At 52.9% G+C, this 24834-nt stretch carries 18 protein-coding genes and 1 tRNA gene; 16 read left to right on the forward strand and 3 right to left on the reverse strand.

Translation table 11 applies throughout. The annotated features are described in order from the left end of the window. The 12 genes from AACZ40_RS16805 to csrA form a co-directional block, all read left to right on the forward strand. The coding region (locus AACZ40_RS16805; RefSeq protein ID WP_339675111.1) for a tetratricopeptide repeat protein at window positions 1-960 on the forward strand (960 nt) is incomplete at its 5' end. Between the two features lie 38 nt (window positions 961-998). Beyond that, on the forward strand, window positions 999-1361 hold the full coding sequence (locus AACZ40_RS16810; protein WP_291172106.1) for a MazG nucleotide pyrophosphohydrolase domain-containing protein: 363 nt from the start codon (window positions 999-1001) through the stop codon (window positions 1359-1361). Window positions 1362-1556: 195 nt separating this feature from the next. Continuing rightward, the gene (locus AACZ40_RS16815) at window positions 1557-3281 is read left to right on the forward strand and encodes a HEAT repeat domain-containing protein (RefSeq protein WP_291172107.1); all 1725 of its coding nucleotides are present in this window, start codon (window positions 1557-1559) and stop codon (window positions 3279-3281) included. A gap of 37 nt (window positions 3282-3318) precedes the next feature. Next, a complete protein-coding gene (locus AACZ40_RS16820; protein ID WP_291172108.1) occupies window positions 3319-4218 on the forward strand; it encodes a hypothetical protein in 900 nt (299 codons plus the stop codon). 22 nt (window positions 4219-4240) lie between these two features. After that, window positions 4241-4897, forward strand: coding sequence for a MotA/TolQ/ExbB proton channel family protein (locus tag AACZ40_RS16825; RefSeq protein WP_291172111.1), 657 nt, complete (start codon window positions 4241-4243; stop codon window positions 4895-4897). A 20-nt stretch (window positions 4898-4917) separates the two neighbouring features. Then, entirely contained in the window at window positions 4918-5394 is a 477-nt protein-coding gene (locus AACZ40_RS16830; RefSeq protein ID WP_291172114.1) for a biopolymer transporter ExbD, read from the forward strand. A gap of 69 nt (window positions 5395-5463) precedes the next feature. Next, window positions 5464-6609: a biopolymer transporter ExbD gene (locus AACZ40_RS16835; protein WP_291172117.1), complete on the forward strand. Its 1146-nt coding sequence runs from the start codon at window positions 5464-5466 to the stop codon at window positions 6607-6609. Between the two features lie 65 nt (window positions 6610-6674). Then, window positions 6675-10349, forward strand: a complete 3675-nt coding sequence (locus AACZ40_RS16840) for a PQQ-binding-like beta-propeller repeat protein (RefSeq protein WP_291172120.1) — start codon at window positions 6675-6677, stop codon at window positions 10347-10349. Continuing rightward, entirely contained in the window at window positions 10346-12880 is a 2535-nt protein-coding gene (locus tag AACZ40_RS16845; protein ID WP_291172123.1) for an ABC transporter substrate-binding protein, read from the forward strand. The genes AACZ40_RS16840 and AACZ40_RS16845 overlap by 4 nt, the downstream gene beginning before the upstream one ends. A gap of 135 nt (window positions 12881-13015) precedes the next feature. Continuing rightward, window positions 13016-14605, forward strand: a complete 1590-nt coding sequence (locus AACZ40_RS16850; protein ID WP_291172126.1) for a hypothetical protein — start codon at window positions 13016-13018, stop codon at window positions 14603-14605. A gap of 111 nt (window positions 14606-14716) precedes the next feature. Next, a complete protein-coding gene (locus AACZ40_RS16855; protein WP_291172129.1) occupies window positions 14717-15514 on the forward strand; it encodes an MOSC N-terminal beta barrel domain-containing protein in 798 nt (265 codons plus the stop codon). Between the two features lie 244 nt (window positions 15515-15758). Beyond that, a complete protein-coding gene (gene csrA / locus AACZ40_RS16860) occupies window positions 15759-15956 on the forward strand; it encodes a carbon storage regulator CsrA (protein ID WP_002647480.1) in 198 nt (65 codons plus the stop codon). A 44-nt stretch (window positions 15957-16000) separates the two neighbouring features. On the opposite strand, the gene AACZ40_RS16865 is transcribed toward csrA, so the two are convergent. Next, the gene (locus AACZ40_RS16865) at window positions 16001-16894 is read right to left on the reverse strand and encodes a TIM barrel protein (protein WP_291172132.1); all 894 of its coding nucleotides are present in this window, start codon (window positions 16892-16894) and stop codon (window positions 16001-16003) included. A 297-nt stretch (window positions 16895-17191) separates the two neighbouring features. Between AACZ40_RS16865 and htpG the strand changes: the two genes are divergently transcribed. After that, entirely contained in the window at window positions 17192-19102 is a 1911-nt protein-coding gene (gene htpG / locus AACZ40_RS16870; protein ID WP_291172134.1) for a molecular chaperone HtpG, read from the forward strand. Window positions 19103-19120: 18 nt separating this feature from the next. Here htpG and AACZ40_RS16875 read toward each other — a convergent pair whose 3' ends face one another. Then, on the reverse strand, window positions 19121-20602 hold the full coding sequence (locus tag AACZ40_RS16875; protein WP_291172137.1) for an FAD-dependent oxidoreductase: 1482 nt from the start codon (window positions 20600-20602) through the stop codon (window positions 19121-19123). Between the two features lie 99 nt (window positions 20603-20701). Between AACZ40_RS16875 and AACZ40_RS16880 the strand changes: the two genes are divergently transcribed. From AACZ40_RS16880 to AACZ40_RS16890, 3 genes are all read left to right on the forward strand, one after another. Next, the gene (locus tag AACZ40_RS16880; protein ID WP_291172139.1) at window positions 20702-22285 is read left to right on the forward strand and encodes an aldehyde dehydrogenase (NADP(+)); all 1584 of its coding nucleotides are present in this window, start codon (window positions 20702-20704) and stop codon (window positions 22283-22285) included. Window positions 22286-22570: 285 nt separating this feature from the next. Beyond that, window positions 22571-22643 (forward strand) — tRNA-Lys (locus AACZ40_RS16885). A gap of 407 nt (window positions 22644-23050) precedes the next feature. Then, the gene (locus AACZ40_RS16890; protein WP_291172141.1) at window positions 23051-23782 is read left to right on the forward strand and encodes a hypothetical protein; all 732 of its coding nucleotides are present in this window, start codon (window positions 23051-23053) and stop codon (window positions 23780-23782) included. 327 nt (window positions 23783-24109) lie between these two features. Here AACZ40_RS16890 and AACZ40_RS16895 read toward each other — a convergent pair. After that, window positions 24110-24834, reverse strand: a 725-nt coding sequence (locus AACZ40_RS16895) for a DUF3472 domain-containing protein (RefSeq protein ID WP_339675124.1), incomplete at its 5' end; no start/stop codon positions are given.

The raw sequence follows: 24834 nt of genomic DNA on the forward strand, positions 1-24834 counted from the left end.
TTCTGCGATCCTTTAAAGATGCTGACGTCCTACCAGAATCAGCGTTCGACTGAAGCTGCCATCAAAGAGTGTTTTCAGATCAGCCTGGAAGAATTTGAGACACGTTACCATGCCTATCTGAAAAAAATCACCGCTTCCCTGAAAGGTTACCAGACAGAATCGACGCGCAGTTTCAGTGAACTGAAAAAAGCATACGAGGCGGATAAACAGAATCTGAACCTGGCCGGCGAATATGCAGCGAATCTGCTGCAGCATCGAAAAAAACAGGAAGCCCGCGAACTTGCTCAATCCGTATTAAGCAAAGATCCTGCGCAGCCCCAGGCCGCGCTGACCATCGCGCGGCTGGAACTGCTCTCCGAAGACCTGCCCGCTGCCCTGGCGATCATGCAACCGGCACTCAAAGCCAAAACAGACGATGTGGAAGTACTTGAACTCGCCGGGAAAATCCTGTTGAAGCAGAATCAGTACCCGGAAGCACTCACGATCTACGAAGCTGCGCACAAAAAATATCCTTATCAGACGGAATGGCTGCAGGGCCTGGCGATCATCTATCGCCAGTTGAAAAATGAGCAAAAACAGAAAGCGGCGCTCTTAAAGCTGGTCCACCTGGATCCGGCTGATGTAGACAGCATGCTGGAGTTAATGTATCTCTATCAGAGCGAGGGTGATCTGAAACAGACGCTTCACTGGGGACAGGCCGCATTGCAGATTGACGTGCTGGACCCGGACACCCACGAATGCCTGGCAGAGACGGCATTGAAGTTGAAGCAACCTGAACTGGCGATTCGCGAATTCCGAGTGCTGCTGCTGCTGGATGCGAAGAATCCCGAAGCCCGCTATCTGCTCGCGAACACCCTGTTTGAGAGCGGTAAAAAACAGGAAGCGGAAACGGAACTCGATCTGCTCTTAAAACAGAACCCGGAACACGCCGCCGGCAGGAAATTAAAAGAAAAACTTTAGAGCGATTATTATCAACAGACTGACTTAAAGGAACCCTCGTGAGCGAAACACCCCACCCTTCATCCTCCACCAGTGACGATTCGCAACAGCAGAATACGTTATCTCTGTCTGATTTCCAGTCAGTGATCCGTAAGATGTTCTATGAAAAAGATCAGTCTCGAGGCATTGAAGGGACCTTTATGTGGTTCATGGAAGAGGTGGGAGAATTATCATCGGCGCTACGGGATAACACGGACCGTGACAATCTGGAAGAAGAATTCGCGGATGTGCTCGCCTGGCTGGCCACCATGGCGAATGTCGCGGGAGTCGACCTGGAACAGGCGGTAACTCGCAAGTATGTACAGGGATGCCCCCGCTGTAATCAGGCCGTTTGTACCTGCGATCTGGCCTGGAAGCCCTGAACCGTAAATGCGATTCCCATAAAGATTTGAGTCATAAAGATTGACACTGCTACTCTGGTGAATTTAGACTGGAGTCATGCGTGGAAAGTAGTGACTCCAGATCCCTGTCAGCAATGATCTCTCATCTCAGATTGCTATCGCATCACTATGGAAACAAATTGCGCAGATCATACTCAGATTGCGATAAGGCGGCACATGCTTCTTCTGTTGAAGATGTGGATGCCTGCTCTGATGGTATGTAGTCTGATTTCCACAGCCGTACAGGCACAACCTCCCCAGGCAGAGATTGACGCTGCGATTAGACGGGGCGTCTCTTTTCTCAAATCCAGACCCGACTACGGTCGCAATGGATTGAATGCCTTTGTTGCCTACACGCTCTTGAAAGCAGGCGAGCCCCCCGATTCCCCCTTCATCCAGAGATGCGTCAAGAATATCCTGGTCGACCATAATCAGAAGAATGCAGAGGGAGAAATCGTCTATAAACCAGGGGGGGACTTTAATTACTGCGCGGGAGTCCAGCTGATGGTTCTCGAAGCAGTCGACCCCAAAAAATATTACACCGAAATCCGCAGCACGGTGGATTTTCTGATTCGTACGCAACATTCAACCGGCAGCTGGTACTATCCGGGTGATACTCCGCACAACGGAGATACCAGTATCACCCAATATGCAGTCCTGGGACTCTGGGCAGCGGAACGCGCTGGCGCACAGATTCCCACAGATGTCTGGGACAAGGCCGCCCGCTGGCATCTCTCGACCCAGCTCCGGGATGGTGGCTTTGGTTACCATCCGGCAGAACTTTCAGAGTCAGCAGCCAAACATACGATGGGTGTGGCTGGAACAGGCAGTCTGTATATCATTTCCGAGATGCTTTATCCGAATGGAAAGCCACTCGTACCCGAGTCGAACCAGGCCGATGGCATCAAGAAAAAGCGTTTTGGTTTCCTGGAAAAGGTGGACCTTGCAGAAAGTCCGGACGGTGCAGGAAAACCGTTGATCACGAAACCAACCGTACCACTCAGTGCGATTGATAATGGGAAATCGAAAGGACTGGACTGGGTCGTCAAGAACTACAACATCCGCAAACCCACAGGCTGGCCGATTTACTATCTGTATGGACTGGAACGCATCGCCGCACTGGCAGATATGAAGAAACTGGGACCACACGACTGGTATGCAGATGGAGCCCGCGAGTTGCTGACCACCCAGCTCGAAGATGGCAGCTGGGTAGGAGCGGGAAACATTCCCCCCTCCACCTGCCTGGCAATCATATTTCTGTCCAAAGCAACCGTGAAATCGATCAAGCCGAAGTATGTGCCGGAACCGGTCGGATCCGGACTGCTGGCGGGAGGCAGAGGGTTACCGGAAAATCTTGCCGAAGTACAGATGCGAAACGGCAAGGTGCAAAGCAAATCGCTGTCCGGTGATCTCACTGAACTGCTGGCACAACTGGAAGACCCCGCCAATGCCAATCTGGAAGCCACCCAGGAATCACTGATCGAAACGATCACGCTGGGAGATCGCGAGAAGCTGATCCAGCAGAAAGAACGGGTATTAAAACTGATCGAGGCCCGCTCTCCCGATGTCCGTAGAACCGCGATCTGGGCACTGGCGCGCACCAATGATTTTCGCGTCGCACCTCACCTGATTGAGGCCTTGAACGATCCCGATTTAGGCGTGCGGATCGAAGCCCGCAATGGTTTATGTACCCTCAGCCGAAAAATCAGAGGTCTGGGCATGCCTGAAGATCCACTGGCAGATGTGCCGGATAACCTCGATGAAAAAGAACGTATTAAGATAGTAAACCAGTGGTCCGCAGAAGCCACAAAACGCTGGCAGAAATGGTATAACAGCATTAAACCCTTTGAAGAAAAGTTCAACCTTTACGAAGTACTCAACCAGCTCCCCTCATCGAAATAACCCCCATTATTCGTCAACAACAGGTTAGTTTTATACGATGGCACAGGCTCCACCTCAAGAAGATCATCGCAAGTCGCCGGTCATGCGGGTTACCCAGTATGACCAGGTGAGTTCGTCACTGATCGCGGTCGTGCTGGCTCTGATCATCGCCGTCCTCTGGCTTTCGGTCGTCTGGATTACCAATCGCCTGCCACAGACTGAAAATGATGTCGCTCTGGAGTTGATCGATCTGTCAGGCGGGGCGGAAGATGGTTCGCCCGATGAAAGCCTGCTGGTCGAATCGCCCGAAGATCCGGTAGATGATCCTTCTCAGGTGGATACTCCCTCCGAAGAAAACCAGGTGGAAGAAATGCTGGACAGCGTAGTGGAACTGTCGGACAAGGCCACCCAGCAGGTTCAACAGCAGATGCAGACCGATCTGACGAACTCGGGCAAGGTGGGCAGCGCTGCGGGCACAGGGAAACGCGCACTGGGTTTCGGCCCCGGCAAAAAAGGGTTGCCGCGCGAACAGCGGTGGTTTATTAAATTCTCGGACCGTGGTTCTCTGATCGATTACGCCCGGCAACTCGACTATTTCAAGATCGAACTGGGCGCCCTGCTTCGCAATGGAAAAATGATCTACCTCTCCAATCTGTCAGCGGATACACCCGTGACGCGCACAGCATCCTCAGGCGCGGATGAAAAACGACTTTACATGACCTGGCAGGGAGGCGAACGCAGAACCAGTGATATCAGCCTGTTTAAAAAAGCCGGTCACGATGTAACCGGTGCGATCCTGTTCCATTTCTATTCCAAAGAAACGGAAAACCAGTTACTGACACAGGAAAAAAAATACCGCAACAAGAATTTTGATGAGATCCGCAGAACCTATTTTACGGTGCGAGGAGATCGTTCCGGATACACGTTTGATGTCACTCGACAGACTTATTTCCATTAAATGAGATAATCAGCAGGCACCTATGAACTACTCTCTTGCTCCCATATTAAATGTCGCCGGAATTGCCATCTATGTATCACTGGCTTTAATTGCTCTGTACGGCGTCTTCTGTGTGATCCTGCTCGTCAGGCAAATCTCACAGAAACGCTTTATGACGCAAAATGCCGCCAATGAATTTCTCGATCAGATTCACCAGGACATCGAAAACAAAGACTATGAATCGGTCATCAACCTCTGTGATTCGCCTCCTTACTGGAGTAAGGCAGTTCCCCAGCTGATTCTGGTCGCCATGGCGAACCTCGAACGTCCTGCAAAAAAGCTCAGACAGATGCTCGCGGAAAAGTTTGAACGCGATATTCTGGCGGATCTCGAATACCGCATGTCCTGGATCAGTACCATTGTCAAAAGCGCGCCCATGCTCGGGCTGCTCGGAACCGTCATCGGGATGATCAACGCGTTTGACAAAATCGGCAACATGCAGGAATCCGGCGGCGACCCCAGTCAACTGGCCGGGGAAATCAGCTTTGCGTTATTCACCACCGCCGCCGGTCTCGCAGTGGCGATTCCGCTGGTGATGGCAGGTGCGTTAATCCATGTCAGAATCGGTAAACTGCAGGATTCCGTTCAGGAACACACGGGCGAATTTCTCGAGATTCTCGAAGACTCCCGCAAGTCATGATTCATTAAGGCACACAGAACATGGCGCGCAAGAAAACATTATTTAATGGCGAATCCGATGGCTGGAAGAAGCGTCCGGCTGCAGGTGCAGGCGACGATCTCGATATTACACCCATGATCGATGTCACTTTTCTGCTGCTGATCTTTTTCATGGTCACATCAACCATGCAGGCCACCCAGGATTCCGACGTTCCCGTGGCCCGGCATGGCGTAGGCGTTGATACCCGGGGTTCCACAATTGTCCTGGTTCACAATGATGGAAACGGGCTCAACGGTCAAAGTGTGGTGGAGATGAAAGAAGCGGGAGGTACCACCGAAGTCTCTCTGGAAGAACTGACGGCCCGCGTACGTGAACGGGTACAGAACGGGGTGATGGATGTGATTATTAAAGCCGACCGGGGGGTTCCACATGGATTTGTACAGGAGGTCACGCGTGCGGTGACCGAAGTGGATGGCGTGAAATTTTATATTGGAATCGAAGAGAAGAAAAACAACTGACTTTTCAGCTCGAAAAGACGTAAGACTGATCAGATCTTAAGAAACTGACATTGAAACACTGAAATCCCAATGCCAATCAAGTTTTATTGTAAAAAGTGTGGTCAAAGGCTGAGCATATCCAGTAAAAAATCTGGTAAGGCTGTCGCCTGCCCTGCGTGCAAAAGCCGCATTACCATACCTTTTCAAAGCGAAGACAGACGCAGTGAACCGCCAGCCAAGCCACCTGCAGCACCGAAACCACCTGCTCCCCCGCGCAGAAAACCCCCAAAGCCGCCGACCCCTGCTCCAGTCGCTGATGCGCCACTGGATGAAGAACAGGACCAGTTCTTAAGTGACCTCGACGAATTAGGCCCGATCGGCGAAAGCTGGGACGAACTGCTGGCCGGTGACTGGGAACAGGAAACAGAACCGGAGCCGTTACGCGAGCCCGAGCCTCCTGTTGCCAGTAAACCCACCGTGTCTGAACCCCCTGCAGAACAGGAGGCCCCTCTACCGGAATCGCTTCCCGAAGAGCTTGTCGCAGAAGAGGAAGCTGAAGTTGCTGCAGCACCGAAGCCGGAACCGGTTGCAGAGCAGGTACCAGCGGTTCCCCCTGCAGAGGTCGAACCGGAAAGACCTCAGGAAACAGTCGTTGAACCCCTCGCCAGTGAGCTTGACCCCGCGAGTGAAGAACCACCTGCTTCACCAGCTGTAACGAAGCAAACCAGGCCTGCTGCAAAAAAATATGTTCCGCCTGAGGAAGACGAAGATGATGAGGACGACGACGATGGTTTCGCCATCCGCTCTGTCGATTCCGAATTTGAAGAGATGGACCTGACGCCGATGGTCGATGTGACGTTTCTATTGTTGATTTTCTTTATGATCACGGCCTCGTTCAGTCTGCAGAAAAGTATTGAGGTGCCCCCGCCCAATCCGGATGAAGATGGCGTCTCGCAATCACTGCAGACACTGGATGATTTCCGTGAAGAATCCATCATTGTCGAAATCGACAATAATAATGGCATCTATGTCGATGACACCAGGCTGACCAATCCAGCGGAAATCGTCCAGGCCATTCTCGATCGCCGGGACGCGGATGGAAAGCCTAAATCAGAACTTGTACTGAGTGCCCATAAGGCAGCGCGACATGAAACAGTGGTCGCGGTGGTGGATGCAGCCAATGAAGTCGGGATGCAGAAAATCCGGCTTGCCTCTTACAAAGGACCTGAAGACTGACGCGTCACAGACCGCACACGTCTGCAATCGAAACTCGCCCGCTTCTCAAGAGATAAGTATTTGAAATGCCAAGTTTAGAAATCTCATTCCTGTCTGGAAAGCATCAGATCCTCGAGCTGTCAAAACAGCAGCCCGTTTCGATCGGCAGCCATGCATCCAATGATTTACAGATAGACAGTGAGAATGTCGCTTCGATGCAGTGTCGCATCAGCTGGAACAAAAAAAACTTTGAAGTTCTCGCCGCGACGAGTGAAGGCATCGAGATTAACGGCACCATGTCGGGCCGATCCCTCTTAAAGGACGGCGATCTGATCCGGATTGGCGAAGCCGATATCCTGTTTGTGGACGAAGTCGATCTGCTCGACCTGAGCGCTCCCTTGCCTGATGTATCTGATGTATCAGATGACTCTGAAAGCTCCATGCTTGACCTGAAACTGGACAGCCAGGACGATCAGAAACTGTTTCTACAAAACTCGCTGAAAGCCAATGAAAAGGCAGCGTCACCGGATTCACTGCTTCCCAAAGAAAAGAAGCCCCGAAAAAAGAAGTCTTCCAAACCAAAAAAGTCTTCCCGACCGGTTGAAACACCGGCGGACGAGGAGGAAGAAATCCTGGATTATGACGACCTGGACCTGGCATCTGCAGCGGAGTTGCTGATAGAGAACGAACCTGGTTCTGCGCCCTCCAGCCCCGAGACCACGTTTCTGTCACGCTCCACGGAACACACAATCGACGAAGAAGAAACAGAAGACAACAGTCGCAGGAAACCACAAACACCGCTGTCGCTGAAAGACCGTGTCCGGCGACGTTCATCACGCAACGCAGTCCGACCGGGTGAACGACAGGTGGTCCGATCCCCGTTCGTCCTCTCCCTGGCAGGCGGCAGTATCCTGCTGGCGTTAGTCGCTTTAACCTTCTGGTTCATCATTGGTCGCGACACGGCTAAGCGGCATTTCGATGCAGCGGTCCAGGAGATGGAAGCCGGCAAATATTCGCAGGCGATTCAACTGTTTGAACACTTTCTGGAACATTACAACAAGAGTGATTATGCCGACGAAGCGCGGATCATGCTCAGCGAATCACTGGTGGAAAAAGAAATTTCCGGTTCAACCCCCGCCTGGAACGCGGGTCTGGAAGCGACCAACGAATTCATTAAGAAACACCGTGATGATTCCGATTTTAAAGCCCTGTATCCAACCCTGGTTGATTATGGACAGCGTATCGCGCTGGGAGCCGTCGAGACCGCAAGTCGTACCAAAGAACGCGACCTGTTAATCGTCTCCAGTAATGCGGAAAAGGTTCTCACGCGCTATAGCCCGCCAGAGTCGCCTCCCACAGAAGCATTGGCCAAAATCAAAGCTGGATATGAAAAAGCCGAAGCGGAAATTCTGCGCAAAGAAGTCTTTGATGTCGCCGTCAAACAGATTGAAGACTCCCTGAAAGAGAAACAAACACTGGCCGCCCTGGAACAGAGACGTCACCTGCTCGATCGTTACCCCTATTATAAAAACGATCGCAGGATGGCGACGATCCTGACACAAATCCTGGAACTGGAAAAATCGCTGGTACAAGCCAGTCAGGAAGCGATCCCGGCAGTCACGGAAGACTATCCCGAACCGTTTCCCCAGGCAGTCACGCTCGCGCTTCATACCCGTTCCCGGTCCAACGAGGTTTCAGATGGACGAAACGTGTTTGCGTCAGCCAATGGCAGCTGTTTTGGAATCGATTCGATTACAGGAGATCCCGTCTGGCGTCGACCGACCGGCCTGGACACACCGTTTGCTCCCCTGACTGTTGCTGGCAGTGAGCCCTCACTGCTGTTATACGATACCCGTCACCACGAACTGTTATGTGTTACTCAGAAAAGTGGCTCACTGGTCTGGCGACAGCCTCTGCCTTCCCGCCCCACAGGAAAACCCCTCGTGTACCAGGGGCAGGTTATCGTTTCCTGTAATGGTGGCGAGCTGCTCAACCTGGACCTGTTGAAAGGCGACATTGTTTCTCAGCTCAAGTTTGCGCAACCGCTCGTCGGTGCTCCGGGTCTGGTTTATGGCGAACAGTCTGTGGCCGTTGCCGGTTTTGAAGCCGTGGTCTACCTGGTAAGCCTGCGTCCTTTTGAATGCCTGAAAGTGACTTCGCTCGGGCATCGACCGGGCACGATCCAGATCCCGATTCTTTCGATGGGCAAACTGCTGCTGGTGTGTGAAAATGATCGTGCCGACTCTGCCTTACTGCATGTTCTGGATGGAAACGGTCAAAACGCCACCCTCAATGAACTGGAGCAGGTCCGGATCAAAGGACAGGTTCACAGCATCCCCGCACTGCGGGGAAAACAGCTCTTCTTCCCAACCGTTCCGGAACGCATCACGGCCTACACGGTTACCGATGAAGAAGGCAAACGCAAACTGTCGGAAATTGCCACTGCTCAATTGCAGGATCCCCTGTCCTGTCAGATCTATCTCTCTGCCGGCTCAGGTGGCCAACTCTGGATGTGCAGCTCCGCCTTGCGGAAGTTCACGCTCCAGAATACAGGAATCACGCTGGATAAGAAAAAAATCGCGGACGGCCTGGGCTCGCAGCCGATGCAGCTGATCGGAAACAATCTCTACCTGGCACGCCGCCTGCTCTCATCCAATTCAGTCATTTTTACGATCGCCAATCGAGATGAAATGTCGAGCTCCTGGAAATCCATTCTGGGAACCGACATCATCGCCACCTACCCTTATGGCGCAGGCGATCAAGAGGGTCTGGTCAGTATCACTTCTGACGGTGATATCTTCCGCCTGCGCAAGAATGATTTTTCAGATGCGCAAACCCCATTCAAAGATAAGTCGAGCACCCAGCTCAAGCTCCCGGAATCACTCACATCCCCCCTGCATTCAAGCCATCTCTCGAATGGCAAAATAGCGGTCTACTGTGATGCTCCCCAGCCCACTCTCTGGATTCTGAATCAGTTTGGACAGTTGGAGCAGACGATTGAATTAAAATCGCCCCTCGATGCGCCTCCCGTATTGCTGGGCGATGGAATTGCACTCCCCTTTCGAAAGCGGATTGCAGTCTACCGTCAAGGCCACGGACTGGATTCCGTGCTGGAACACGTCCTTCCCGATGACGTCGATCCCAGCGTATCGTGGAAACAACTGATCCCGACAACCGATGATCAATGCCTGGCAATCACGTCAGCGGGCCAGATCATCTCACTCCAGTACCGAACCAGCCCTGTTCGCCATCTGGCGGTGCTCTCCAGCACAGATAAAAAACAACCGATTGATTTCAAGGCCGGTGTCGGAAAGAAATCGGTTGCAGTCGCTGATGCTTCCGGCTTACTGCAGTTACTGGATCTGCAGACCGGCCAACCCCAGGCCCGGTTACAGCTGAATGCACCTGCGACCAGTGATCTCTGGCTAACAGACCCGTTTCTGTTTGTCCAATCCAAACAGATTTTAAGCTGCTTTAACATTGATCAGGGGCTCGAAAAAGTCTGGAGCCTGGACTTACCGGGTACTGCACTGGCTGGTCCTCCCGCCGTGCTGAATAACCAGCTTCTGCTATCCCTGCAAAACGGAAAAGTACTGTCTGTCGATCTCCAGTCCGGAAAGGTTTCAGCCGAACTGGTGGCCCCTCTCCCGGCGATCGGCCCGGTTGTCAATCTTGAGAATCTGCTGCTTGTACCGACCGTCGATGGCAGCCTGTATCGAATTGATCAGGCGCTTCAGCAGAAAGGTCAGGCCTCATTATGAAATCACTTCGTGTTATTTATCCTTTACTGCTTGTCTGCATCAGTGTTTGTCTCATCGTCGACCTGGAGTTTGCTGTTGCCCAGAATGACTCCAAGGGAAAGACAAAACCGGACACGGCCCCAAATGGAGCCAAAGACAAAGACTCAGCCGGTGAAGTAGAAATCCTGCCTAAACTGGACCAGATGCAAATCCCGACGATGGAAGAGCTGCTCAAGAAGCCACCCGTTGACTGGATCGTGCTCGAAAATGATGCTGTGCTGGTTGTCGAACCAATCTATCCCCGCCCGGATACCCTGGGACAACTCGAACTGGCATTCAAAGAGAGTTACAACTGGCCCAAACCCAAAAGCAAAGAAGAAATCGAAGAACAGCAAAAAATGCGGGCGGAGATGAACTTCATCCACATCACCCTGCTCGATGAAAAAGAAAACCCGGAATATCGAATTCAGCGTAAAAGCGTAAAGCAGATTATCCACCACGAAGACCACATCCTCAAACGCATCGATCTGTTGCTGGAAAAGAATGACCTGAAAACCGCGTTTGAACTCCTGCTGGTACTCGACCGCAAACATCGGGACTGGCCTGGTTTCGATCAAAGGCAGAAGCAGTTATTGCTGCTGGAAGCGAAGGACAAACAGAATTCAAAGCAGTATCTCAACGCGCTGGCGTATGTACAGGATCTTCACACCCGCGACCCTCAATACCCCGGTTTAAGTGAACTTGCTGGTGAAATTATTGACGTCATGATTTCACAATCGGTTCAGGAAAAAGTCTATCGCAAGGCTCACTACTATCTCAAACGTCTTGAATCAATGTACCCCCGACAGCCATCTGTGGGGCAGTGGAAAACAACGTTTCTCAACGAGTCTGATTCCATTCTGAAACAGGCAGAACAGGCTGCCAGCCAGCAGCAATACCAGGAGGCGATCCAGGCGGTTTCTCACGCCGTGGTGGTCTGGCCGACGAACCCGAAACTCCGTGATTCACTGCTGCGTTATCAGAAACGCTTTCCGATGATCAACGTGGGCGTACTCGAGACCGCCCTGGACGAAACCCCTTATTTTCTCGAACGCGAATCAACCCGCCGCCATCATGCTTTAACGCAGATCCCCTTGTTTGAAGTCAGCAGGGTCGATCAGATTCCTCATTATCAAAGCCGCTTTTTCGAACAATGGGAACCCACGGATCTGGGACGGCGTGCCGACTTTATCCTCAGACAGTCCTATTCCCCCTGGGAATCACACCCTGTCATGCTCGCAGCGGATATCACGCGGCACCTGCGCAGCAAAATCGCCCCCGGTAACACAAGCTATGACGAACGCTTTGACAGTTATGTCCGCTCGATCTCATCGACGGGCCCGTTTACTTTCAGAGTCTACTTTGACCGGGTCCCCCTGCGGACCGAATGGCTGCTCTCAGAGCCCGTCAATTCTCCCCCGCTCTGGCAAAACATCTCGACAGTACCGACTGATCCAGAGACAGGGCCTGCATCAACCGGAGAGGAAATCTTTGTCTCCAGTCGCTTTATCGTTGACCATCATCGGGAAGGGATCGTCAGTTACAGCCGCGCCGTGCCGGAACCAAAAGACATGCGGAATTTTAATGTGGCACAGATCAATGAGATACCCTATCGCAGTTTCGAAAAATCCTTTCAGGGGTTACTGCTGGGAGAGGTTTCTGTGCTCCCGTTTCTGCCTGCGAAACTGGTCTCCTTTTTCAAGGATAGCGAAGATTTCAACGTCGTCCAGGCCGCGATACCTCTCACACACGTGCTGCAGTTCAACCCGGAAAGCAAACCACTGCAGGTGGTCGAACTGCGCCGGGCCCTGGCTTACGCCATCGATCGGAAAAAGATTTTAACCGAGACCCTGCTGCACGAATCCAGGCTGTTGAACGGCCGCCTGATCACTGCACCCTACTCCACCGGCTTACAGGTTTATAACAACCAGGTGCCTCAACGTGAATACAGTTTCCCGCTCGCAGTCGCCCTCGCTGTGGCTTCACAGAAAAAACTGGGAGGGCAGTTCCCCACGCTGCGTATGCTCTGTGACCCCAATCCGGAAGCGCAGGCAGCCGCCCAGGAGATGATTCGAGCCTGGTCTCAAATTGGACTGAAAGTCGTGCTGATCCCGAACACAGCTGAAGAAGCCAAAAAAGGAACTCCCGAGTGGGATATCGTCTATCGCACAGTCGCAATGACAGAACCGGTGATGGAACTCTGGCCGTTCCTGACAGTTGGCAAGGGAGCCCGAATTGAATCCCTGGAAATTCTCCCGGACTGGATGCGACTCTCGTTGATCGAACTGGATGAAGCCACCGACTGGGAGTCGGCAACGGCGCTCATCAAAAAACTGCAACAGCAGCTCTACTCAATGGCACATATCATTCCCCTGTGGGAGATCGACCAGTTTCATGTCTTTCGTAAAAACATTAAAGGATACGCTGATCGACCGTTAAACTTTTATGACAACGTAGAGCAATGGATTCCGGAGCCCTACTATCCCGATGTGGAATCGTTTACCCGGAATTAGACTGTGTGCCGTTTTACTAAAGCGTCTCCAGAACTATTCAGACCGGGTCGCATCGATTGAAAGGCACTGTGGTTAACTGTAATGGAATCTGGATCACGTCATGTTATTATCGTCCGTTATAACTCTGGAAATGTAATGTCTCAGTTTACTGTTTTCAAATTTTGCTGCTGCATGCTCATGTTCGGGGTACTCTCTGTTCCCGCGACGAGATCACTGTATGCGCAAGCAGCCACCACTGAGGCCGGCGTGAATCCCCACCTGCACATCAGCCTGCAGCCTTATCGCACCCGCATTGAAATCGCCTGCGATCCGGAAAGCAGACTCGACGAATATGAACGCCAGCAGTTGCTGTCTCGACTGCATCAGATCATTGAACGATCCGTGGGGGAAAAATGGCTGTTGCATGCACCAGGTCCTCCCCAGGCAGAGACGACCGTCGGCATCTTCGAAAATCACTGGTTACCACTATGTACTTCCACAGGTCTGTTACGTTTGCAGCCGGATCAGATCCTCGCACGCTACCCGCAGCAGCCTTTTGAGAAACTGTTTCTGATTGTCGTAGAACCCGCCGGGATTGGCTATCGCATTTCAGGCAGAGAGTTTGACTATTACTCCCAGCGTCTCAGTTCCCTGTCTGAAAATATCACTTATGAAAAACAGTTTCTGGCGGAAACCACGTTTGATTTACTGCGCGACCTGTTTTCCTCTGTTGTCAGTATTGAAACAGTTGAGGGAGAGCAGGTGACCGTCAGTGAGCAGGCCAGCCAGTTCCTCACTCCTGACCCGGGAGTGGCTACCCTGGAAATCAACTCATTTCTGCTGCCATTTTTCCGCTATCTGAATCGCGACCGGGAAGTCAAAAACATCCAGATGATCCCCTGGACCTATCTGAGCATTCAGGAAATGAATCGCAAGCATACAACCTGTTCCGTCACATCCGGTCTGCGGGGGATATTGGACGGCAGCCGGCGCCGTGTGGAAATGCTGGCCCTGGCGGTGCAGCCCCGTTTTCAGACAACCGAATTATCGTTGATTCCCCGCGGCACCTCGACCCAGACTTACGCAGGCATGAAAGTCCAGCTTTCCCCCCTGAACCCACAGGAAGTCCGGCAGTTACAGATCGAGGCCAAAAAAGAGAGCGAGGAAACGAAAAAACCGCTCCAGGAACCCGATTATGTGACGGGTGAGTTTCTCACAAACCGCAGTGGAACAATCGAGATCGATGTCGATCCTCAACAACCGTTGATCTGGCTGTATATCCGGAGCGGGAATGCCCTGGTGGCGAATGTCCCTTACCTGCCCGGCATTGATTCACAGATCTCCATCCAGATTCCCGACGACCGTATTCGTCTCAGTGTGGAAGGCGAACTGGCGGTACTCAACGGTGAACTCATCGAAGCGGTTGCCGAACTCTCAATGAAAATGTCGCACATTCGCAACTGGGCCAAAAGTGAGGAATGGGCAAAAGTCGAGACAGGCATCCGTGAACTGGAAAGTGAACTCTCTCCCCGCAAGATTTTCCAGGACAAACTGAATGTCATCCGCGTCTCTGCGGTCGAAGCTGCCCAGGCACAAAACAACAAAACCGCCCAGGCCCGAATCGCCAGTCTGTGTCGCGAAACCGAAAACCGGATTGACCGTTTCCTGAGCCCGACGGGGATCATTGATTTCAAAACAGAGATCCAGGACTTAAAACAACTCTCAGACCCAAACAGAAACCGCTGAGCATTTAGACCGTGCTCCGTTATATTATAGCGGCTCCAGGATCATTTGGAGCCGCTGTAATAGATTGAGAGACGCTATGTCTAAGTGTGATGCGTTCGAGAATGAAAAAACATGACCATGTGGACGCTCTCTTCCATCGCCGTCTATCCCGTGAAATCACTCGACCCGGTCTATGTCGATCAGGCCGAACTTCTCCCCCGCGGCGCACTGACAGGCGATCGTCAGTTTGCCCTGTTCGCTGAGTCAGGCAAACTGATCAATGGAAAACAGTACCCGGCGATTCATCAGATCCGCGCGGCGTTTGATCTCGCAGAACAGTCGGTTACACTTTCGGTCCCCCAACAGTCCGCTGAATCCGTCCGTTTCTCATTACACGATGATCGCCCCGAACTGGAAGCCTGGTTCAGCGACTATTTTCAGACCCGGGTGACTCTCCGAGAGAATCGTGAGACCGGTTTTCCGGATGATCTCGCAGCCTCGGGACCAACCATTGTCAGTACCCAGACCTACGAGGAACTCTCGCGCTGGTTCCCGGAGGTTTCCGTCGCAGAACTACGTCTGCGGTTTCGCGCCAACCTTGAATTCGCAGGCGATCTTCCCTTCTGTGAAGACCGCCTCTATTCGGCAGCAGAACCACCGGTGCAGTTTCAGATTGGCGCCGTCACGTTTGACGGATCGAATCCCTGTAAACGCTGTGTGGTTCCTTCGCGTTCTCCCTGGTCGGGAGACACGGACGCGCAATTCATGAAAACTTTCATCAGCAAACGAGCGGACACTTTTCCGGACTGGGCAGATCGCAGTCTGTTTCAAAACATGTACCGCCTCGCCGTAAATACGAGGCTCGCCGACTCTCAAAACGGTGTTTCGTTACGGCTACACGTGGGAAATTCACTGAAAATCCTCAATTGAGGTCCGGCGTATAATCCGAACAGACTCCCAAAAATGAGAAACTATAAACGGTACAACTGCTACAACTGATGCGCAACGTGAGGCGCTTACCGGAATACCCTGCATTTTTTCAAGATCGCAGCAGACACCCCGAAAACAGTACGCTAAGTTTCAGGTGTCGCTTTTTCTGAACATGAATATTTTTTCAGACTCAGAGGAAGCCTTTAACGAAGATGTTCTCCCCACTTATTCGCAGGGAATCGCGATGCTTGTCCTCAGCCGAAAAAAAGACGAAAAAATCATTATTGGAGATTCCATCACTTTAATGGTGATTGAAATCAAAAACGATAAAGTACGACTTGGTATAGAAGCACCAAAAGATGTGACCGTGCATCGGGAAGAAGTCTACGCCGCCATCAAAGAACAGAGCGAGCACGACAACACCAACTGCGAAACTCCTTAAGCAGTCGTTCCCATTCCACATCATCAGTCATGCGCCAGTTGAACTCAGCTGTCCTGTGCCTGAGCCCACATTTTATCGAAGACTTTTCGTTGCTCAGCTAATGCAGCCACGGTGTCTGTTTTGGGCACGCTACCTTCTTCGAGCATCAACCAGCCTGTATAATTCGCGTCCGCCATCAACTCGAAAAACTCTTTGTGCGGGTACGGGTTGTGGATCAGGTCGTGAATGTGCGTCGTATCTCCCAGGCGATCTTTGACCATTGCGAAATTCGCCGCCAGCCCCGCCCCTTCCAGATCCTGCTTATTGCAGTTCCAGCAGATCGCCACATTCGGATTCACGGCAACATCCAGAATTTTTCGAATCGTCGGCAGATGGGCACACTTGCCGTGCACTTCCAGTCGAATCTGCTGTCCAAAGTCAGCACCGAATTCCCCCAGTTCATTCAGCGATTTTCCGATCTGCTCGATCGTCACATTTTCCGGAACGCCCACATGGAAGGAATCGGGTTTCACCTTCACGCCTGTTGCCCCGACATCATGGCTGAGTTTGATGAAGTCTTTGGTATCGGCAATCGCTTTCTTCAATTTGATCGGATCGGGGCTGTCATAGCGTTCATTGCTGCCAATTCCCACTAACGTCACTGGGCTGTCCGCAAAGCGCTTCGCGACTTCCTTCCGCTGATCTGCTGTCAACGAACGTTCCACACCATGCGCATGCGTGGTTCGCAGTTCGACCCCCAGAACATTCGCTGTTTCACAGTTTTTCAACAGGGTTGGCAAATCCCAGTCCTTGGCCCACTGGTAAGTTACCAGACCATACTGTGCCTGTTTCGCTGATTTTTTTTCTGCAAACACGGAGCCCGACAATCCACAGCCCAGCGCCAGAGTGCTTCCGGCGGCAGCGGTTTTCAAGAAGTCGCGACGTGAGTAATAGTCCATGAATGCATTCTCCAGAGTGTATTGATACGGTATAGACAGATCGTTTGAGAAAAGTCCGTTCTATGCCCGGCTCTTTGATCTTACCTATTATTACGCATTCCGCAGCCAGATTACAAACGTCTTTCTGACGATTTCTGAATCTACCACACAAGCTGAGGGAGCCGTCTGCTTTACAATAAAACTCATTCCTTTTATAAAACAGGTCAGGATCAGTACTGTCAGCGGGAAAACTCTTTTCTTTCCCGTATTTCAATAAAACGACTGTTGACTTTTAACGATTTGATTCCGAGTAAGACCATGAACGAAAAAACCGCACCCGAAAAATTTACCTTTCAGGCCGAAATCAAAAAACTTCTGGATTTGCTCTCGCACTCCCTGTACCAGAACCGGGAAATCGCGATCCGGGAGCTCATTTCAAACGCCTCCGATGCGTTGGACAAATTTCGCTTCATCTCGCTGACCGATGAATCAGCCAAAGATGACCAACCGCTGGAAATCCGCCTGGAACCCGATTCCGAAAAGCGTGTGCTCGCGATCACCGATAACGGCATCGGCATGACACACGATGAATTAATCGAAAACATCGGCACCATCGCCCACAGTGGTTCCCTCGACTTCTTAAGCAAAGCCGCCGGGGACAAGAAGGAAGAAGTCTCCCTGATCGGCAAGTTCGGCGTCGGCTTCTATTCTGCTTTCATGCTCGCCGACAAAGTCGAAGTTCTCACGCGCAGCTACCAGGACGAGACCGGCTATAAATGGGAATCGGATGGAACCGGGTCCTTCACCATCGAGCCCGAGGCCGACTTGCCGCGCGGCACATCCATTCGCCTGCATCTACGCAAAGACCTGGATGAATACACCAATGACACTCGGCTGAAATTCATCCTCAAAAAATATTCAACTTTCGTCCCCTACCCAATCAAAATCGGCGACGAACTGGTTAACGATCAGAAACCGATCTGGATCGAACCCAAAACGCAACTCACGCAGGAACAGTACGACGGCTTCTACCAGTATCTCGCTCACAACGGCGAAGAAGCGGCCCGCTGGCATCTGCACCTCAGCAGTGATTCCCCGTTCCAGTTCCACTGCATACTCTACTGCCCGCAGACCAACCTGGAACTGATGGGCTTCGGACGCACCGAGCATGGCATCAGCCTGTGTGCCAAACGCATCCTGGTTCAGAACGATAACCGCGATCTGCTCCCCGAATACCTGCGGTTCCTGTACGGCCTTGTCGATTCCGCCGATCTCCCGTTGAATATTTCACGCGAATCGCTGCAGGACAACACGGTCTTCCGCAAAATCAAAAAAGTGCTCACCAAACGTGTGCTCTCACACCTCGCCTCCATCGCCAAAGACGATGAGGAAAAATACCTCGAGTTCTATCGTCAGTTCGGCAGCGCCCTGCGGGAAGGCATTGGCTCCGATTTTGAAAACCGCGATGCCCTCGCGAAACTGTTGCGGTTCCCTTCTTCCAAAGGGGCTTCCGAAAAAGAACTGTTCTCGCTCGAAGCCTACCTGGAACGGGCCGGCGAAGATCAGAAGCAGATCTATTACCTGGGCGGAAACGATTTCAATACGATCGCCCGCAATCCCAACCTGGAAATCTTCCGCAAGAAGGGCATCGAAGTCTTCTACCTCGAAGACCCGATGGACGAAATCGTCCTCTCCAACCTGGCGAAGTTCTCCGATCATGACATCGTCTCCATCGATTCTTCCGACGTCAAACTGCCCGGCGATGAAAAAGCCGACGACGAGTCCGAAGAAACCGCAGAGAAAAAAGAGGAAACCAAAGAACCGGCAACTCCCGAGTTCGAAAAGGTCCTGTCCCTGTTCCAGGAAGAGCTCAAAGACGATGTCGAATCGGTCACCAAATCCGATCGCCTGACCGACAGCCCCTGCTGCCTGGTCATGCCGGAAGGTGCCATCAGTTCTCAACTGCAGAAAGTGTTGAGCATGGGCAATAAAGATTTCCCGACGACCAAACGCATTCTGGAAATCAACCCGGACGCCGAGCTCATCAAACGTCTCTGTACGCTTTCCTCCAACAGCGATCAGCACGACTTCATCAAACAATGCGGGCGACAGCTGTTCTGGAATGCCTCCCTGATGACGGGCATCGCCACCAGCCCAGAGCAGATCACGGAGAACATCCAGAGCATGATGGAAGAACTCGCACAGAAACGCTCTCCCATTATTACGTAAATCAGATCTCACCTTTGCTCACCGCGGTTCCATCTCCGGAGCCGCGGTGTAGTAATACATGTGAGGCACTTCCGGCTGGAACAAACCCACCCGATTCCACGGCGCCAGCATCCGTTCCGCCTGTTTGACTCCCTGTTGAACATCTTCCCGGCTTCGATCAGCTTGCTGCTCCCACTGTGATACCAGTTGCAACCAGTGATCGACAGTCTGTACGAACTCGCTGTCCTCGGCACACAGAAACAACGGCAGCTTCTGTTCCCGGCTGCGCTGTCTCTCAAAACTGGTCGCCGCTGCAAAATAAAACAGGGTGCTCGCGGTAAACAGATCGAAATCAAATCGGCTGCGATAACAGCAGGCGACCAGCCGATCAATCAATGCCCGCTCTTTCTGTAACGACTCTGAATACTCAGCCAGTTGTTCCCGCCGAGAGTCTTTTTCCCAGTGCTGCTCCAATAGCGAGACCAGTCGTTCGATGCCGCACAGCGTGTGCGCGATCCCTGTGCTGTGCAGCGGGTCGATGAAACCGGCGGTGTGAGGCAGCAAAGCCCAGTCTGCCCCTGCACACTGTGTCCACCCCCGCTGCAGGCGACCGGTGGTCCGCAGTCCTCCACTGGGGGCGACGCATTCTGCTTCAGCGAACTGTGACTGGATCGCGGGATAACGCTCCTGCAACGACTGCCAGTCCCGGTCTGCGTGTCGCTCATCCAGTACGAAGCCCGCGCTGGTGATGCCGTTATTGAACCGCAGCTGCCACATCCAGCCTTCACTTAAGACATGATGCAGCGCGCTGTGATCGGAGTTGAACGGATAGTCGTCTTGCGAGATGCCCTGCCCGTCCAGAATGGTCTGCCAGAGAGTGACATTTTGGAAATGCCCGAAGATGGCGGAGGAACGGGTTTTGAATTCGGTTTCCGGCGTGATGCCCAGCGTCCGGGGCACCAGGCTGGCGGCTCCACTCGCATCAATCAGAAACGCTGCCTGCAGTTGCACCGCTTCTCCGAGCCTGCTGCCTGTAATGTGCCAACCCTCTGACCGCTGGAGCGCTACTTCGGTCTGATCCAGGTAGACCACATTCGACTTCTGGACTTCCTTCGCGAAGAATTCATCCAGGTCTGCCCGGTACCAGTGTGTATCCGCCAGCGATTCACTCAAATTCGCTGTCACCAGCAGTTCACTGCCGTGCGCAGGCTCCGTTTGAAACATCTGGTCCGGCTGATGGGCGAAGTAACTGAAGCCCCGCTTGACGCCACAGGCGATGTCGGGACAGGCCTGCTGCCACGTCCCATACTTGCAAAATGGCTGGAATTGTGGAAGATCGTACTTGTGGGACAGTGACTGGAGCAGATAGCTGGCGGCGGGTGTTGACGATTCCCCAATCGAAAAACGGGGATGCCTGCCGCGGTCGATCAGCGCGACCGACAGGCCGATGCGGTCCAGCAACAGCGCCGTCAGGCTGCCACCAAAGCCGGCTCCCAGAATCACGACGTCAAATTGCTGCATGAGGGTGGATTGATTCTACCTGATTCAGAGTTTGAAATTAAATCGCAGCAGACATATTAACCGATTGCTGACTCAAAGGCAGGTTCAGAAGGATAGATCATGCAGATACAACCGGTTCTCATTAACGGACAATGGATCACCTCCACAGGCACCACGATCTTCCAGGCAGTCAACCCTGCCACAAAGGTCGAGCTGGAACCCGAGTTCCCGGTCAGCACCTGGGACGAAATCGAAGCCGCGATCGAAGCAGCCGCCGACGCTGCGAAAGCCATGCGCGGCTGGCCGGGCGAACGCTTCGCCGCCTTCCTGGAAGCCTACGCCAACGAAATCGAAAACCGTGCCGACGAACTCGTCGCGATGGCACATCTGGAAACCGGCTATCCCGAATCGCCCCGCCTGCGAGACGGCGAACTGCCCCGCACGACGAATCAGCTCCGCCAGGCAGCCGCCCATGCCCGCGAAGGTACCTGGACTCAACCCACCATCGACACGGCTGCCGGCATCTGTTCGATGTTTGGTCCGATCGGCCCGGTCGCCGTCTTTGGCCCGAACAATTTTCCCTTCGCCTTCAACAGCATCGCCGGCGGTGACTTCGCTGCTGCCGTCGCTGCCGGGAATCCGGTGATCGCCAAAGGTCACTCTTCGCATCCCCGCACCACGCAGATCTTTGCAGAAGCCGCCGACGCTGCTGCCAAAGCGACCGACATGCCCGCCGGTTTCGTTCAGCTCATCTACCGCACGAGTCACGCCGATGGTTGTCGGCTGGTTTCGCATCCCCTGATGGGTGCCATCGGCTATACCGGCGGACGCAGTGCGGGACTCACAATCAAAGAAGCGGCCGACAAAGCCGGCAAACCGGCCTACCTGGAACTCTCCAGCATTAACCCGGTCTTCATTCTGCCCGGCGCGTTGACCGAACGGGGCGCCGACATCGCCGAAGAATTCAAAGGCAGCTGCCTGATGGGAACGGGCCAGTTCTGCACCAATCCCGGCATGGTCGCCATCAAAGCCGGTGAAACCGCCGACGCCTTCATTGAAGCAGTCAAACAGAAATTCGAAGAGTCCCCCGCCGGCGTTCTGCTGGGAGAAGGCGTGCAGCATGGCTTCCAGTCCGGCATCACCGCCATCCAGTCCGCCGGCGCTACACTGGTGACAGGCGGCCTGCAGACCGACGGCCCCGGCTTCTCCTGTGCAAACACCTTACTCAAAGTCAGCGGCAGAAAGTTCCTGGAAAGCCCGGATGCCCTGCAGACAGAAGCCTTCGGAAACAGCTCGCTGATCGTCGTTGCCGACTCGGATGAACAGCTGGTGCAGATCGCCGAATGCCTGGAAGGCAACCTCACCGGCTGCATTTACAGTCATACCGGCGGCGAAGATGAAGGCCTGTACGAGCAGCTGGCCCCCGCGTTGCGTCAGAAAGTGGGACGCCTGCTGAACGACAAGATGCCCACTGGCGTCGCGGTCAGCCCGGCGATGAACCATGGCGGCCCCTTCCCGGCAACCGGTCACCCGGTCTTCACCTCGGTCGGCATTCCCGCCGCCATCCACCGCTTTTCGATGCTGCAGTGTTACGACAACGTTCGCCCGCAGCGGCTTCCCGAGGCGTTACAACCGAAAAACCCGAACGGCAGCCTGTGGCGGTATATTGATGGAATGTACACACAGGCTGACTACGAAGCGTAATCGCAGGCCGGTTCGCGACGGCAGAGACAGCCGCAGAGACAGCGGGAAAAGCGGTTCAGAAACGTTCAGAGAGCAGAATCGGCGAACCTGCCGCGGCGTTGAAGCCTCTATAGGACTAAGCACTGAGAAAATATGAATTTACAATGATTTTTTATTCCCGTAATGTTGTGTAGTCAACGTGTGTGTTGCTATCATCCTGACTCAGTCAACAAACGGCCTGTCGAGAACAGCAAGCGAATTCCAACGCTTCATTTTCCAGCCGCATCCAATACAGTAAGACTAAATGAGGGCGTAGCTCAGTTGGTAGAGCAACGGACTTTTAATCCGTAGGTCCAGGGTTCGAATCCCTGCGCCCTCACTCACAAAGCCTTGAGCTACAATAGCTTAGGGCTTTTTTTATTTTCCGTTTTTGTACCTAAATGATCGATTTTCAAAGTGTACCTAATTTGCTCGTTTTATTTGTATGTAAACAGCGGTTAGAAAACGAAACGCTACCCGTGTCCGGCAGCCTGTATTGCCGATGCCCGTTCAGGACGATAGACGTCCTTACCACGTTCGAGAGCAAGCGTTTTGTTAAGTATCACCACTTTTGCGCTTTCGGCCGAAGGGCTACTTGATCAGGCTCCAAATGCCGATCAAAGAGCCGATGAGCAATGCCACGGTCACACATCCGTTCCCGGATCGCTCGGGCTGGAAGACGGGAAAGGTATCGAAAAATCCACCCAAATTTAGACTCGGGAGGTGCTGTTGTTATAATCGAGAAGGTTGCGAGTCTGGATCGGTTCCAAGCTCAACCCATATGGGAAATCTCGGATAAAGACATTAGCCATGCATTCGCTACTCAAAACCTTCGCCTCCGTCTGCCTTCTCGTTTCGAGTGTCTCCGCAGAAGAGTGGAAGTCAGCCGACGGCGTGATCTCGGTGACCGTGCCGGACGAGTTCCGTTTTGTCGAAACCGAGTCCCAGCCCCCTGTTTCCATCATCTGGGTCTCAACAGATGAGACTCTCACCCTCATGATTGCTGAAGTGCAAATCCCACCCAATATGCCACTGCGGCTATCCTCGATAGAGCAAGGAATCACCGGGGAAATGGGAGGTCAGATTCTCAATTCAACCAGCGAAATGCGCCAGGGCTACGAACTCTTCACCATCACCAACCAGAGTCAGGATTTTACCCCCGAACTGATCATGAGTCAAAATATCATTGCGATCAAGGGCAAGGTATACAAGCTCATGGCAATGGGTTTTGGCAAGGACGTCCGCTCGGATCCTGATGCTGAGAAATTCCTGTCCTCATTGAAAATCCATGTCACGAGACGTGACATACCACCTCAGGCAGCACCAGGTTCACGGGGAGCCTTGACGAATTCCGAAACTTCGATGGTCGATTTCATCTCACAGAAACTGGGCTCCATCGGTATTCTCCTGCTACTGATCTGCGGAATCGTCACCCTTATTTTACGTGTTTCGAAACGCGACGAACCGAGTGGGCTATAGACTATAATTATAGCAATACAGCGCTGATATGGAAAAACACAACAAAGTATAAAACTGATTGTGCATCATAACAGAAAACGGTCGATATTTGGCACGTCCGAGAATTCACATCAGGTTCCCGACAAGTTTTTGGGACGGCGACTCGCCAGCTTGCAATTTCGGTCTTTAACATCGACGCGAGTTGGAGTTGACGCCAATTACATTCGGTGTTGTCGACCGGACGGGCATAACGACCAAGTTCACGCCGTGGGCGCGTGAGGTCTTGACTTCACAATCAGCGCTACCGCCCGCTCGCGTGCAACGCCTGGTTATCCAGCTTCCACACGGTTACTTGCCCGTTTCGCATATCGCTGCGTTGTCAGGACCATGGGTGACCTTCGCGACGGACTTGCAGTCGCCGTATGTCTCAAGCGTTGGAGCGCCCGTCGGATGAACGGTACTGTTCTCGCGCGTCGGCGCATGCAATGTAGCCTTGGCATACGGGGTCTGATCGCAGGCCGATACACTCCGGTAATACTCGACGAAGAAGTTTGTGTTACTGGTCATCCACTTCCAGTCGGCGGGAACCTGGATTTGACCGATGAACGTCTCCTGTTTGGTGCTCATGTCCATCACCCATGCGCCCCACCACTCGGGGTCGGCGGGCTTTCGCGCGTCCGCTATCTCCCACAGGCGCAGGCGGTATTCCGTACTCTCTTTCCAATCGTAGGCGATCTTACAACTGTAGCCCGTACCCTCACCGCCAAAGGTGCCTGCAAATGCGTCATCACCGTTACCTTTCTTGGCATCGAGCGCCTTCCAGATCGAAAAGATGGCGATCTTCTGTTCCTTGCCACCCAGGTTGGCGCCGGTTTGAAGGCCCATGTATCCGCCATCGCCTCCATCAAACCAAAATTGCTGGGCCCAGAAATAGTAACTCTTCCCTGCGGGGGCTTTGTTGATGGTGAGAAAGGTGTCCAAGTTGTAAAAGCCCTTCTGTTTGCCGTCCCAATAAGTCGGCTCCGAAGGCCACTGATGCTTTACGGCAATCATTCCGCCGGGGGTAACGTTGG

Origin of the sequence: uncultured Gimesia sp. (assembly GCF_963972345.1) — a bacterium.
Classification (GTDB): domain Bacteria; phylum Planctomycetota; class Planctomycetia; order Planctomycetales; family Planctomycetaceae; genus Gimesia.

Coding starts and splice junctions, on each gene's coding strand:
- AACZ40_RS16835 (WP_291172117.1), top strand. CDS start 5,464: ATGCCAATCAAGTTTTATTGTAAAAAGTGTGGTCAAAGGCTGAGCATA.
- AACZ40_RS16865 (WP_291172132.1), bottom strand. CDS start 16,894: ATGGACTATTACTCACGTCGCGACTTCTTGAAAACCGCTGCCGCCGGA.
- AACZ40_RS16850 (WP_291172126.1), top strand. CDS start 13,016: ATGTCTCAGTTTACTGTTTTCAAATTTTGCTGCTGCATGCTCATGTTC.
- AACZ40_RS16875 (WP_291172137.1), bottom strand. CDS start 20,602: ATGCAGCAATTTGACGTCGTGATTCTGGGAGCCGGCTTTGGTGGCAGC.
- AACZ40_RS16855 (WP_291172129.1), top strand. CDS start 14,717: ATGACCATGTGGACGCTCTCTTCCATCGCCGTCTATCCCGTGAAATCA.
- AACZ40_RS16830 (WP_291172114.1), top strand. CDS start 4,918: ATGGCGCGCAAGAAAACATTATTTAATGGCGAATCCGATGGCTGGAAG.
- csrA (WP_002647480.1), top strand. CDS start 15,759: ATGCTTGTCCTCAGCCGAAAAAAAGACGAAAAAATCATTATTGGAGAT.
- AACZ40_RS16815 (WP_291172107.1), top strand. CDS start 1,557: ATGCTTCTTCTGTTGAAGATGTGGATGCCTGCTCTGATGGTATGTAGT.
- AACZ40_RS16880 (WP_291172139.1), top strand. CDS start 20,702: ATGCAGATACAACCGGTTCTCATTAACGGACAATGGATCACCTCCACA.
- htpG (WP_291172134.1), top strand. CDS start 17,192: ATGAACGAAAAAACCGCACCCGAAAAATTTACCTTTCAGGCCGAAATC.
- AACZ40_RS16820 (WP_291172108.1), top strand. CDS start 3,319: ATGGCACAGGCTCCACCTCAAGAAGATCATCGCAAGTCGCCGGTCATG.
- AACZ40_RS16845 (WP_291172123.1), top strand. CDS start 10,346: ATGAAATCACTTCGTGTTATTTATCCTTTACTGCTTGTCTGCATCAGT.
- AACZ40_RS16825 (WP_291172111.1), top strand. CDS start 4,241: ATGAACTACTCTCTTGCTCCCATATTAAATGTCGCCGGAATTGCCATC.
- AACZ40_RS16840 (WP_291172120.1), top strand. CDS start 6,675: ATGCCAAGTTTAGAAATCTCATTCCTGTCTGGAAAGCATCAGATCCTC.